The sequence below is a fragment of the Deinococcus depolymerans genome, assembly GCF_039522025.1.
GTDB classification, from domain to species: domain Bacteria; phylum Deinococcota; class Deinococci; order Deinococcales; family Deinococcaceae; genus Deinococcus; species Deinococcus depolymerans.
Genome location: NZ_BAAADB010000030.1, coordinates 156,848 through 169,476, shown reverse-complemented (window position 1 = coordinate 169,476; position 12,629 = coordinate 156,848). Strand labels below are relative to the sequence as shown.

Here is a 12,629-nt window from a genome sequence, read left to right as displayed (position 1 = left end):
CCGCCCCGGGAGGACGGGGTGGGGGGGCGCGTGTTACCTTTCCGTTCATGACTCAGCTTGAGCAGTTGCGGGCCTCGATGCGCCGCGCCGGAGTGGACGCCCTGTGGATCAGCGAGGCGGCGAACGTGCGCTACGTGAGCGGCTTCACCGGAGGCAAGGACGGCAAGGTGCTCATCACGCCACAGGGCGAGACGCTGTACACCGACGCGCGCTACGCGGTGCAGGCGCAGGAGGAGTCCCGCCTGCCGTTCTTCATCGCGCGCCCCCCCGCCACCCTGGAGCACGCCGCGCCGGCCCTGCGGGACCTGCGCGTGGGCTTCGAGGCCGAGAGCCTGAGCGTGGCGGACCTGGAGCAGCTGCGCGCCTGCTGGGCCGGCGCGACCCTGGTGAGCACGGCGGGCCTGCTGGCCGACCTGCGCACGGTGAAGACGCCGGACGAGGTGCGGGCCGTGCGGGAAGCGCAGGCGCTGGCGGACCGGGTGTTCACGCAGGTGCGTCCCATGATCCGTGCGGGCGTGCGGGAACTGGACGTGGCCGTCGAGATCGAGACGCTGCTGCGCCGCGCCGGGGCCGAGAGTGCCTTCGACATCATCGTGGCGAGCGGGCCGCGCGGGGCGATGCCGCACGGCGTCGCGTCCGGGCGGGTGATCGGGGACGGCGAGCTGGTCACGGTGGACATGGGGGCGCGCCTGAACGGGTACAACAGCGACATGACCCGCACGGTCGCGGTGGGCACGCCCAGCGACGAGATGCGCCGCGTGTACCGCGCGGTGCTGGAAGCCGAGCAGGCGGCCGTGGCGGCCGTGCGGCCCGGCGTGAGCGGCGCGGAACTCGACGCCCTGGCGCGCGGCATCCTGACCGGGCACGGGCTGGGCGAGGCGTTCGCACACTCGCTGGGGCACGGCGTGGGCCTGATGGTGCATGAGGGTCCCAGCCTGCGCGGGGCCAGCGAGGACATCCTGCGGCCCGGCATGATCGTGACCGTCGAGCCCGGCGCGTACCTGCCGGGCGTGGGTGGCGTGCGCATCGAGGACCTCGTGCTGGTGACGGACGACGGGCACGAGGTTCTGAGTTCCAGCGAGCGGGAGGTCCTGTGAGGGCGGTGGGCCGGGCGGCGCTGATCGTGTGCGCCGCGTTGCTGGGAGCCGGGTCGTGGTCCGCGCAGGCCGGCTCTTACCGCGTGCAGGCGGGCGACACCCTCTGGGAGATCGCGCGGGCGCACGGCGTGAGCGTGGAGGCGCTGCTGGACCTGAACGGCCGGCAGGGGGCGGTGATCCGGCCGGGCGAGGTGCTGAGCGTGCCGGACGGCCGCGTGGCGGCGCAGGCGAGACCGGTGGCGACCATCCGGGCCACCGGGACGGGCGCGGTCGGGCCGGGCGAGGTGTTCCAGCAGGGGCAGGCGGTGTACTACGGGGGCCGGCGGGACACGCGAACGGCGATGACGGCCGCGCACCTGACCCTGCCGTTCGGGACGTGGGTGCGGGTCACGCACGCCCGCACGGGCCGCAGCGTGGACGTGCTGATCAATGACCGGGGGCCGTTCGGTCTGGCGTCGCGGGTGATCGACCTGTCGAACGAGGCGGCGGCGGCCCTCGGCATTCTGAGTGAGGGCGTGGCGCCCGTCACCCTGAGCGTCCTGAGCCGACCCTGAAGCGCGCGGGCCGGGCCCCGGGGATGTTAGAATCGGCCGGGTTTCAACCACAGACAGATTTCACTGATGTGCTTCACCCACCGAGGAGGATGGTTTCAATGACGATGGAAACGGCCCTGCTGACCCTGGATACCCTTGCGAAGTACCTCAAGGAGAAGGAAGTTCAGCTGGACATGGAAGAGAACAACGGTCAGCGGTTCATCCGCATGGGCTGGCGTTTCGAGATGGGCGACGCGGCCGTGCTGGTCAGCGTGAACGACGGCCCGAACAACACCAGCCGCCTGGAAGTCACCTGCGTGACCCAGAAGCAGTACAACGACCGCCGCAACGAGGTCGTGAACATGCTGAACGACCGTAACCGTGAGCGTGCCTTCGCGCGTTCCATCGACGCGGACGGCAACGTATGGCTGGAGTACGTGGGCTTCTACCCCACCCTGGCCGAGATGCCCCAGGAGACCTTCGACACGCTGTTCGGCGGCGTGCTGATGCACTTCCAGGATGACTACGCCACCCTGGAAGGCTACGTGCCGCAGGGCGGCCCGCAGCTGCAGCAGCCCCAGGCCTGATCCGCGGGGGGGAGTGGGGTGACCTGCTCCCCCATTCTATCCGGCAATCAAGTGAAAGTATTCACGATAAACCCCGGTCGTGAATTCTGTGTTCCCACGTTTCTGCATGAAGAATCGGCCCGGGGGCAGCCGGCGGGGGTGGGGGGTTGACAGTCCCGACAGCCCGCCCCCGGCCGTGAGTTTTCTGTCAGAGGGGGCTGCGTACCCTGAGATCCATGAGCCACGCCGCGCCCGCCTCCCACACCCCCGCCGCCCGGCGCGGGGCACTGGGACGCAGCACGCTGCGCGCGCAGTTCACGCTGGTGATCTTCATGCTCGCCTTCCTGCCGAACGTGGTCCTCACCATCACCGCCCGGCCCAGCGTCCCCCCCGGCACCCTGCTTGCCTGGATGCTGGTCGTGGGCACCCTGTGCGCCCTGGTCGGCTACGTCCTGAGCGGCACCCTGCTGCGCTCCGTCAGCCGCCTGCAGAGCGAGGTCGAACGCGGCGACTTCACGCAGCCGCACCCGGACGACCCCAACGAGATCCTGGCGCTGCGCGGCGCCTTCAGCGGCCTGCTGGCACGCCTCGGCACCGAACAGGGCCGCCGCAACGCCTTCATGGCCACGCTCGTCCACGACCTGAAAACGCCCCTGATCGCCACCGGGCATCTCACCCGCGCCCTGACCACCCTGCCGCTCCCCGAGGAGGAACGCCGCGCCGTGGGCGACCAGATCCAGGCGGAAACCACCCGGCTGCTCGCCCTGGTTCAGCAGATGGCCGACGCACACCGCTTCGAGCAGGAAGACGTGACCGTGCAACTCGTTCCCACCAACCTGCGCGCCCTGCTCGACGGCGTCGCCACGCGCCTGGCACCGCAGGCCACCCGGACCACCCTGAGCGTCGAGGGGTACGGACACGCCAGCGTGGACCCGACCGTCCTGGACCGCGCCGTCACCAACCTGACCGTCAACGCCCTGCGTTACGCCCACACCCACGTCCAGCTGAACGTCACCGCGCGCGGCATCGAGGTCACCGACGACGGCCCCGGCCTGCCCGCCCCGCTCGACACGCTCGCCCAGCCCTTCAACGCCCAGCCCACCACCATCGCCGGACAGCAGTACACCGCCGGGACCGCCGGACTGGGCCTGTTCATCGTGCGGCGCATCGCCGAGGCGCACGGCGGCACCCTCCACTACGACCGCGCTCCACCCGGCCCTCCACTCCCGGCGCCTGCGTCCCCTGCACCCACTCCCGTCCTGACCCGCTTCACCCTCGAACTCCCGGAGGTAACACCATGAGACTCGTGATCGCCGACGACCACCCCCTGTTCCGCATGGGCCTGAAATACGCACTCATTCACCAGGGCTTCGACGTGGTGGCCGAGGCCAGCGACGGACTGGCCGCACTGGAAGCCTGCCGCGCCCTGCAACCCGACGCCGCGCTGCTGGACGTCAAGATGCCCGGCATGACCGGCATCGAGGTCTGCGAACGCCTGCGCCAGAGCAACCCCCGGCTGGTCAGCGTGCTGATCACCACCTTCGCCGAGCCCGCCATCGTGCAGGCCGCCCGGGCCGCCGGGGCGCGCGGGTACGTCAGCAAGGAAACCGACCCGGAAAGCCTGGCGCGGCAACTGCGGGACATCGTGGCGAACCCCGACGTGGACCGCCTGCCGCACGTGGACGTGCCCCGCCTGACGCCCCGCGAATCCGAGGTGCTGCCTCTGCTGGCGCAGGGCTACAGCAACAAGGAGATCGCCAAGAACCTGGGCGTCAGCCCGGACACCGTCAAGGACCACCTGGCACGCCTGTACGCCAAGCTGGACGCCGGGGACCGCACCGAGGCCGTCAGCCGCGCCCGCTCCATCGGCCTGCTGCACTGAATCGCCCACCCGGGCGCGGCGGGAGTCACGGCAGCGTGGCTCCCGCCGCCTCATGTGCGGCGCTGGCCGTCCGGGAACACTGCTGGAGTGACCAGAGCACGCGACTCCTGCAGACATCTTCACGGAAGGTCACCCTGGTGACCCTGCTGGTCCGCACCGGCAGCTTCTAATACGGATTCCGTTTGTTTCGCCAACAATCCGGAACTTCACCGGATTGCCAGCTCCACGTCCGGAACCCGTTTCTCTCCCACTCGCATCCGCTCGGATTGAACGGGCTTTGCAGCCCATTCAATCGGAGTCCGTATAAACCTCTCGCGCCTGTCCGTGCGGGCCGCCTGTACCCTGCGGGGCATGAGTGGCCCTTTCCAGCTGTCCGACCGTGCCCTGAGCCTGAAGCCGTCCTCGACGGTCGCCGTGACGAGCCGCGCACTGGAACTGCGGCGTCAGGGCGTGGACGTGATCAGCATGAGCGTGGGCGAACCGGATTTCGACACGCCGGACCACGTGAAGGCAGCGGCCATGGCCGCCATCGAGAGCGGCAAGACGAAGTACACGGCGGTCAGCGGCATCCCGGAACTGCGCGAGGCGATCAGCGCAAAATTTGCGCGCGAGAACGGCCTGAGCTACGCGCCGGACTGCGTGACGGTCACGAGCGGCGGCAAGCAGGCGCTGTTCAATGCATTCATGGCCCTGCTGAATCCGGGTGACGAGGTGCTGATCCCCGCGCCGTACTGGGTGAGTTACCCGGAGATGGTGGCGCTGGCGGGCGCGGTGCCGGTGGCGGTGCCGACCACGCCGGAATCGGGCTTCCAGCTGGACCCGCAGGCGCTGGAGGCGCGCGTGACGCCCCGGACCCGCATGATCGTGCTGAACAGCCCCGGGAACCCCACGGGCGCGGTGTTCACGCCGGAGGTGCTGCAGGCGGTGGCGGGCGTGGCGCAGCGGCACGGGCTGATCATCGTGACGGACGAGATGTACGAGCATCTGGTGTACGACGCCCGGCAGGTCAGCATTGGCCTGTACGCGCCGGAGCACACGCTGACGATCAACGGGGCCAGCAAGGCGTACGCCATGACCGGGTGGCGCATCGGGTACGCGGGCGGGCCCAGGGGCGTGATCGCCGCCATGAACGCCCTGCAGTCCCAGAGCACCAGCAACGCCAGCAGCGTCTCGCAGTACGCGGCGCTGGCCGCCCTGGAGGGGCACGAGGCGACGGCGCGTTTCATCGACATGGCGCGCGGGGCGTACCGCGAGCGGCGCGACGTGATCGTCGCCGGCCTGAATGCCCTGGGGCTGCCCACGCCCACCCCGCAGGGCGCGTTCTACGTGATGGCGAACACGGACCGCATCCACACCGACGAACTGGAGGCCGCGCGCCGCATTCTGGACGACGCGCGGGTGGCGGTCGTGCCGGGCACGGATTTCGGCGCGCCGGGACAGGTGCGCCTGAGTTACGCGACCGACCTGAACACCATCCACGAGGTGCTGCGCCGCATCGGCACGCTGCTGACCTGATACGGACTGCCGTTTGTTTCGTTACCAGATCGGAACCCGCCCAGCTCCTGCTCGCTCTGCGGCGCAGCTCTGCGAGTCCGCTCGGATTGAACGGCTCTGTAAGCCATTCAATCGGAGTCCGGCTGAGGCCATCCGGGAACCCGCACGCGCGCCGCGCCGTACTGTGACGGTATGACCAACATGCATCCCGGCAGTGACGGCACGTACAGCCTCCGCGACTTCCTGGCGCAGACCGCCGAGCGGGACAATCCCGGCGACGTGTTCGAGCTGGAAAGCAGCAAGATGCTGGAAGTGAAGGTGAACGGCCGCATCTGGAGCAAGCTGGGCGCCATGGTCGCCTACAAGGGCAACCTGACCTTCAAACGCGAGGGCACCCTGGAAGGCGGCCTGATGAAGGCCCTGAAACGCGCCGTGTCGCAGGAGATGAGCCCCCTGGCGAAGATCGAGGGGCGCGGCGTGGCGTACCTGGCCGACCAGGGCAAGGAGGTGCAGATCCTGCGGCTGGCGGGCGACAGCCTGAACGTGAACGGCAACGACCTGCTGGCCTTCGAGGACAGCGTGCAGTACGACATCACCATGCAGCGCCGCATTGCGGGCATGGCGGCCGGGGGGCTGTTCAGCGTGAAGGTGCAGGGACACGGGCTGGTCGCGATCCTGAGCCACGGCAAGCCGCTGACGCTGCGGGTCACGCCGAACGAACCGGTCTTCACGGACCCGAACGCCACCATCGCCTGGAGTGGGAACCTGCAACCGCAGCTGCGGATGGACGCCAGCCTGCGCTCCATGATCGGCCGGGGCGGCGGCGAGACGTACCAGATGGTCTTCCAGGGCGACGGGTTCGTGGTCGTGCAGCCCTACGAGGAATTCGAGCACGGCGGGGGCGGCGACAGCGGCGGCGTCGGCAAGAGCCTGGGCGACCTGTTCGACTGAGTGGGCGGGTGGCCGGAACGTATTCCGGGCGGGGGCGGCGGCTCCCGCCCCATGCTGTTGCCCTTCCCACATCCCACTGCCTGCATTCCATGTCCCTCACGGGCTACACTCGCCCGCAATGAGTCTGGTTGTGATGGCGACAGGGGGCACGGGTGGGCATATCTACCCGGCGGTGGCGACGGCGCGTGAGTTGATGGCGCGGGGGCACGAGACGCTGCTGCTGGGGCAGCGGGGCGGCATGGAGGAGCGCGTGGCGGCCGAGCAGGGCCTCGCGTTTCACGGGGTGGACGCCGGGAAACTGGCGCGCAGCGGGCAGGGACGCCCGGACCCGCGCGAGTTGCTGCGGGCCGGGCAGGGCGTGGCGCAGGCACGGTCGTTCCTGGCGCGCACCCGGCCCGGCGCGGTCGTCGGGTACGGGGGCTTCGCGAGCCTGCCGGGCGTGCTGGCCGCGCAGAGCCTGGGCCTGCCGACGGTGCTGCACGAGCAGAATGCGCGGCTGGGCCTGACGCAGCGGCTGGCGGTGCGGGGCGCGCGGGCGGTCGGCACGGCATACGAGCGGGTGATCGGCCTGGACCCGAGGCGGGCGTCGCTGGTGGGCATGCCGGTCCGTGAGACGCGGATGCCGCGTGCCGAGGCGCTGGAGCGGCTGGGCTTGCAGGACGGCCCGCTGACGATCTTCGTGATGGGCGGGTCGCAGGGGTCACTGTTCCTGAACAACGCCGTGCCGGACACGCTGCGTCACCTGTTCGGCGGGGAGGGACTGCTGGCCCCGCAGGTGGGCGCGGGTGGCCTGAGCGTGAACCTGGATTTCACGGGTGTGCGGGCGGAAGGGGGCGTGCAGGTGCTGCACTCGACCGGGCCGCGCTGGCTGGCGGACGTGGCGCGCAGCGTGAAGGACCTCGAGTGGTACGAGGCGGTGGGCTTCGTGGACGCGGTCGCGGCGTGGTCGGTGGCGGACCTGGCGATCACGCGGGCCGGGACGAGCACCCTGGCGGAGGCGGCCTTTCACGGCGTGCCGCTGATCATGGTGCCGCTGCCCGAGTCGGCGGAGAACCACCAGTATCACAACGCGGTAGCGGTGCAGCAGGCGGGCGCGGGACGCGTGGTGGAGCAGAAGGACGTGTCCGGAAGGCTGGGGCAGGTGGTGTTAGAGTGTGCGGCAGCGGGTCCGCGCGCCTCGATGCGGGAGGCGGCGCTCGGGCGTTCCCAGGTGGGCGCGGCGGGGCGTTTCGCGGACCTGATCGAGCGGCACCTGCGTTAGTGGGCCTCCACAGACATGACTGACTTTTCCCCCCCACCCATCACGCCCGGCGAGTCCGGGGCGTCCCAATCCGTTTCTTCGGCCGTGTCGAGCGGCACGAGGTCCATTCATCAGTCCGGTCCCCTGCACTATCACCTGATGGGGGTGGGCGGGATCGGCATGAGCGCCTTCGCGCGGCTGCTGGCGGCGGCCGGGCACCGCGTGAGCGGCTGCGACGAGTCCGTGACCGACCTGACCGCGCAGCTTCAGGCCGAGGGGATTCCCGTGGCGACCGGGCACGCCGCCGCGCACGTTCAGGACGCTCCTTTCGGTGCGGTGGACGTGCTGGTCGCTTCGGAAGCGGTTCCCAAATCGCATCCGGAACTGGCCGCGGCGCGGGCGGCGGGGGTGGAGGTCCGCCCGCGCATGGCGCTGCTCGGTGAACTGCTGCGCGCCGGCCCCAGCGTGGGCGTGATCGGCACGCACGGCAAGACCACCACCACCAGCATGATCGCCGTGGCGATGCAGGGCGCGGGGCTGGACCCGTCCGCGTTCGTGGGCGGGATCGTGCCGGAGTTCGGCAGCAACGCCCGCGTGGGTGCCGGGCCGTTCGTGGCCGAGGTGGACGAGTCCGACCGGGCCTTCGCGGAACTGGGCTGCGGGACGGCCGTGTTCACGAACGCCGAGGACGACCACGTGGGCGGCAATCAGGCCACGTACTGGGAGACGGTCGAGGAGCAGCACGCGGGCTTCGCGCGCTTCGTGGCGCAATCCGGACGGGTGCTGCTGTGCGCCGACTGGCCGGGCCTGGAGGAACTGGTGACGGGCGCCCCCGAACGCCTGAGTTACGGGCAGGCCGAGGGCGCCGATTACCGCGCCGTGAACCTGCGCCCGGACGAGGACGGCACGTCGTTCACGGTGTCGTTCCGGGGCGAGGAGCTGGGCGAGGCGCGCGTGGGCCTGCCCGGCACGCACAACGTGCTGAACGCCCTGGCGGCGCTGGCGGTCACGCACCTGCACGGCGGGGAGTTCGCGCGGGCGGCCCTGGCACTGGGAGCGTTCCGGGGGCCGGGGCGGCGCTGGCAGCGGATCGGGGAACTGAACGGCGCGCTGATCGTGGACGATTACGCGCACAACGCCACGAAGGTCGCAGCGGCCGTGCAGGCGGCCCGGCAGACCGGGCGGCGCGTGCGGATCGTGTTCCAGCCGCACCGCTTCCTGCGCACGCAGCAGTCCTGGCCCCGGCTGGCGGACGCGCTGATGGACGCCGACGAGGTGCTGCTGATGGACATCGCGGCGGCCAGCGAGGCACCCATCGAGGGCATTCACGCGACCCTGATCTCGGAGCGCATGACGGAAAACGGGCACGCGGGCGTCACGTACCTCCCGGACCGCGCGGAGATCCTGCGGGTCCTGCGGGCCTCGGCCACGCCGGGCGACATCATCGTGACGATGGGCGCCGGGGACGTCTGGAAACTCTCGCGGGAACTGGCCGGGGGAACGGCGTGAGCGCCGCGCAGCTCAGCCGCACGGGTGCGCGGGTGGAGCGGCTGCCGCTGGCACGCTTCACGACGCTGGGCGTGGGCGGCGAATCTGAGGTGTGGTTCGTGTCGGACCACGCGCAACTGGCCGAGGCGATGGAACAGCCGTACCGGATTCTGGGCGGCGGCAGCAACCTCGTGATTGCCGATGAGGGCGTGCCGGAACGCGTGATCCGCCTGAGCGGCCCGCTGGCCGAGCGGGACCTGGAACCGGACCCGCACCTGAGTACCACTGACGAGATCGTGACCGGCTGGGTGGGGGGCGGCGTACCGCTGCCCGGCCTGATCCGGCAGCTTCAGAAGCTGGGCCTGAGCGGCCTGGAGGGCACGGTCGGGATTCCCGCGCAGGTGGGCGGCGCGGTATGGATGAACGCCGGCACGCGCTACGGCGAGATGTTCGACGGCCTGCACACCATCGAGATCGTGACGCCGCAGGAGACGCGGCAGGTCACGCCCGCCGACCTCCAGTGGGGCTACCGGAACAGCGGCATTCCGCGCAACCACGTGGTGTCGCGCGTGCGGCTGCGGCTGCGGCGCAGCACGCCGGAAGCGGTGCTGGAGAAGATGGACTTCGCGGACACGGCCCGCAAGGGCCAGCCGAAGATGAAGACGCCGGGCTGCGCGTTCAAGAATCCGGGCGGCGTGAGCGCCGGGCGGCTGATCGACGAGGCGGGCCTGAAGGGCACGCGCGTCGGGAACGCGCTGATCGCGCCGGAGCACGCGAACTTCATCGTGAACCTGGGCGGCGCGACGGCCGCCGACGTGCACGCGCTGCTGAACGTGATCCGCGAGCGGGTGCCGGTGCCGATGGAACTGGAGTACGAACTGTGGCCCGAGCAGCTGCCCGAGCCGGACCGGTCCGCCGCTCCCCAGGACGGCCCGGCGCTGTGACGGACGGTTCAGGAGGTGCGGGCCGCCGCAACCGGCGGGTCACGCCGGACGCTCCGCCGCAGACCCCGCCGGTCAACCTGACCTTCGATCCGCCGGGTCAGGACGCGCCGCCGGCCGGGGACGCGCCGCGCACCCGCCGGAGTCTGCGACTTCCCCGTCGCCGTCCCGCCGCGCCCCGCTCGGAGCCGGACAGCGTGGACGGCGCGGTCCGGAGCGACCCGCTGACCGTGCAGTCTCCGGCCGCAGCCGTCGCGGACCCGGGCGATCAGGTCACGCCGGAGGGTCCGGCGCGGCGGGGGCGGGTCCGGGCGTGGCGGGGCTGGCGGCCGCTGCTGGCGGCGGCGCTGGTTGCCGGGGCCGGGGTGGGCGCGTGGTTCGCGCTGCCGGTCCGGACGGTGCAGATTGAGGGCAACGCGCGGCTTTCGGCGGCGCGGGTGCAGGAGCTCGCGGGGCTGCGTGAGGGATTCGGGTGGCTGTACTACGGTGCGTGGCGGGCGCGTGGGCTGCTGGACAGTCCGTGGGTGGCGTCGGCCCGCGTGGTGCGGGTGTTCCCGGACACCGTGCGGGTCGAGGTGACCGAGCGGGTGCCGCGCGTGCGCCTGGCGCGGCCCGACGGGTCGGTGGTGGCGGTGGCGGCGGACGGGACGGTGCTGCCCGGCGCGGCGACGGGCGCGTCCCTGCCGCTGGTGAGCGGGTGGGGTCCGGACCGGCTGCCGGAGGTGTTGCGCGTGCTGGGCGCGCTGTCCCGCTACAATGTGCAGTCGGTCGTGTTCACGCCGACCGGCCTGAGCGTGAAATTGCCTTCCGGGTCGGTCTGGAGTGGCGACCTGCAGGCCTTACTGAAGTATGCTGGGAGCATCAGCATGTATCCGAATAGCGACATTTCCATCTACCCCTGGGGGGTGAGCGTCCAGGAATGAAAGACAACACCATCATTGTGGGCCTGGACATCGGCACCACGAAAATCACGACCGTGATCGGCGAGGTCGCCGAGGGCGGCACCGTCGACATCATCGGCGAGGGCACCGTGAACAGCGAGGGCATGAAACGCGGCAGCGTCGTGAACCTCGAGCGGGCCACTCAGGCCATCCGTCAGTCCATCCAGACCGCCGAGCGCGTGAGCGGCGTGAAAGTCGAGAGCGTGTTCGTCAGCGTGGCCGGCAACCACGCCAAGGCCATCACCAGCCACGGCCTCGCCGCCATCCGCCGCAACCAGGAGATCGGGCAGACCGACGTGGACCGCGCCATCGAGAACGCCCGCGCCGTGCCGCTCGACCCGAACCTCGAGATCATTCACACCCTCCCGCAGGAGTACGTCGTGGACGGCCAGGAGGGCATCAAGAACCCGGTCGGCATGCACGGCGTCCGCCTGGAAGTCGACGTGCACATCGTCGCCGGGACCGCCGGTCCGCTGCTGAACCTGCGCCGCTGCGTTCAGGAGGCCGGACTGCACGTCGAGGGCTTCGCGCTGCACGCCCTCGCCAGCGGCCTCGCCACCCTGGAGGCCGCCGAGCAGAGCCAGACGGTGATCGTGGTGGACATGGGCGGCGGCACCACCGACGTGGCCGTCTTCAAACGCGGCAACCTCGCCCACTCCGCCTGCATTCCCATCGGTGGCGAGCACGTCACGGCCGACCTCGCGCAGATCCTTAAGATCCCTATGGAGGAGGCCGAGAACGTCAAGCGCCGCTACGGCGCGGCCCTGCCGGAACTCGCGGACCAGGACCTGACGCTGGAGATCACCACGTCGTCCGGCAGCACCCACGCCATCACCGCCTTCGAACTGTCCCGCATCATCAAGCCGCGCATGTCCGAGATCTTCGGCATGATCCGCGACGAGATCGACCAGACGCTCGGCCCGGTGGAACTCGTCGCGCAGGGCGTGATCCTGACCGGCGGCGCAGCCCTGCTGCGCGGCACGCCGGAACTTGCCCGCGACCGCTTCCGCCTGCCGGTGCGGGTGGGCCGGCCGCGCGGCATCGGCGGCCTGACCGACATCGTCGCCGCGCCCGGCTTTGCGGCCGGCGTGGGCCTGGTGCTGTACGGCATCGGCGAGGACGGCAAGGTCCCGGCGTCCATCTACACGCACCGCGGCGAGGAGCCGCGCGGCAGCGTGCCCCCGGCCCCCCAGTCGGTCCCCGGTCCGGCGGACCTGCCGGCCCCCACCCCGGTCGCCCCGCCCGCCCCGAAACCCGAGGCGAAACCGACGCAGAATCTGGCCGAGCGGATCCGCGGGTGGTTCAAGGACTGGATGTAACAGACGCGCCGGGCGGGGGAGGGAACGGGAAGCGGAACGCTTCTGCCCTCCCCCGCCCGGTTACCGCACCCACCGCGCACGGTCCCGGCACGTGCCTGAGCGCGTCCCTGATATCGTGCGCTAAACTACACCGCAGTAGAACGGTCGGCCCCGCCCGCGGGGTGATGGACCGTGTCG

Annotated in this window: 12 protein-coding genes; all 12 read left to right on the top strand. The window is 70.9% G+C overall.

Annotated elements, in window-relative coordinates; genetic code table 11:
• Positions 1-47 precede the first annotated feature (47 nt).
• The 12 genes from ABDZ66_RS15400 (at position 48) to ftsA (ending at position 12,452) form a co-directional block, all read left to right on the top strand.
• Positions 48-1,097 carry a M24 family metallopeptidase gene (locus ABDZ66_RS15400; protein WP_343760763.1) on the top strand — a complete coding sequence of 350 codons (1,050 nt, stop codon included), beginning with the start codon at positions 48-50 and terminating at the stop codon, positions 1,095-1,097.
• Positions 1,094-1,651, top strand: coding sequence for a septal ring lytic transglycosylase RlpA family protein (locus ABDZ66_RS15395; protein ID WP_343760761.1), 558 nt, complete (start codon positions 1,094-1,096; stop codon positions 1,649-1,651). Before ABDZ66_RS15400 ends, ABDZ66_RS15395 begins: the two co-directional genes overlap by 4 nt.
• 98 nt (positions 1,652-1,749) lie before the next feature.
• Positions 1,750-2,217 (top strand): YbjN domain-containing protein, encoded by a 468-nt coding sequence (locus tag ABDZ66_RS15390; protein ID WP_343760759.1) that lies wholly within the window; start codon positions 1,750-1,752, stop codon positions 2,215-2,217.
• A 215-nt stretch (positions 2,218-2,432) separates the two neighbouring features.
• A complete protein-coding gene (locus ABDZ66_RS15385; protein WP_343760757.1) occupies positions 2,433-3,497 on the top strand; it encodes a sensor histidine kinase in 1,065 nt (354 codons plus the stop codon).
• Positions 3,494-4,078: a response regulator transcription factor gene (locus ABDZ66_RS15380; RefSeq protein ID WP_078304194.1), complete on the top strand. Its 585-nt coding sequence runs from the start codon at positions 3,494-3,496 to the stop codon at positions 4,076-4,078. The genes ABDZ66_RS15385 and ABDZ66_RS15380 overlap by 4 nt, the downstream gene beginning before the upstream one ends.
• 351 nt (positions 4,079-4,429) lie before the next feature.
• Positions 4,430-5,593, top strand: coding sequence for a pyridoxal phosphate-dependent aminotransferase (locus tag ABDZ66_RS15375; RefSeq protein ID WP_343760753.1), 1,164 nt, complete (start codon positions 4,430-4,432; stop codon positions 5,591-5,593).
• Between the two features lie 171 nt (positions 5,594-5,764).
• A complete protein-coding gene (locus ABDZ66_RS15370) occupies positions 5,765-6,523 on the top strand; it encodes an AIM24 family protein (protein WP_343760751.1) in 759 nt (252 codons plus the stop codon).
• 118 nt (positions 6,524-6,641) lie between these two features.
• Positions 6,642-7,784, top strand: coding sequence for an undecaprenyldiphospho-muramoylpentapeptide beta-N-acetylglucosaminyltransferase (gene murG / locus ABDZ66_RS15365; protein WP_343760749.1), 1,143 nt, complete (start codon positions 6,642-6,644; stop codon positions 7,782-7,784).
• A gap of 138 nt (positions 7,785-7,922) precedes the next feature.
• Positions 7,923-9,272, top strand: coding sequence for a UDP-N-acetylmuramate--L-alanine ligase (murC, locus tag ABDZ66_RS15360; RefSeq protein WP_343761066.1), 1,350 nt, complete (start codon positions 7,923-7,925; stop codon positions 9,270-9,272).
• Positions 9,269-10,195: a UDP-N-acetylmuramate dehydrogenase gene (locus ABDZ66_RS15355; protein WP_343760746.1), complete on the top strand. Its 927-nt coding sequence runs from the start codon at positions 9,269-9,271 to the stop codon at positions 10,193-10,195. The genes murC and ABDZ66_RS15355 overlap by 4 nt, the downstream gene beginning before the upstream one ends.
• Entirely contained in the window at positions 10,192-11,115 is a 924-nt protein-coding gene (locus ABDZ66_RS15350) for a cell division protein FtsQ/DivIB (protein ID WP_343760744.1), read from the top strand. The genes ABDZ66_RS15355 and ABDZ66_RS15350 overlap by 4 nt, the downstream gene beginning before the upstream one ends.
• Positions 11,112-12,452, top strand: a complete 1,341-nt coding sequence (gene ftsA, locus ABDZ66_RS15345; RefSeq protein ID WP_343760742.1) for a cell division protein FtsA — start codon at positions 11,112-11,114, stop codon at positions 12,450-12,452. Before ABDZ66_RS15350 ends, ftsA begins: the two co-directional genes overlap by 4 nt.
• Positions 12,453-12,629 lie beyond the last annotated feature (177 nt).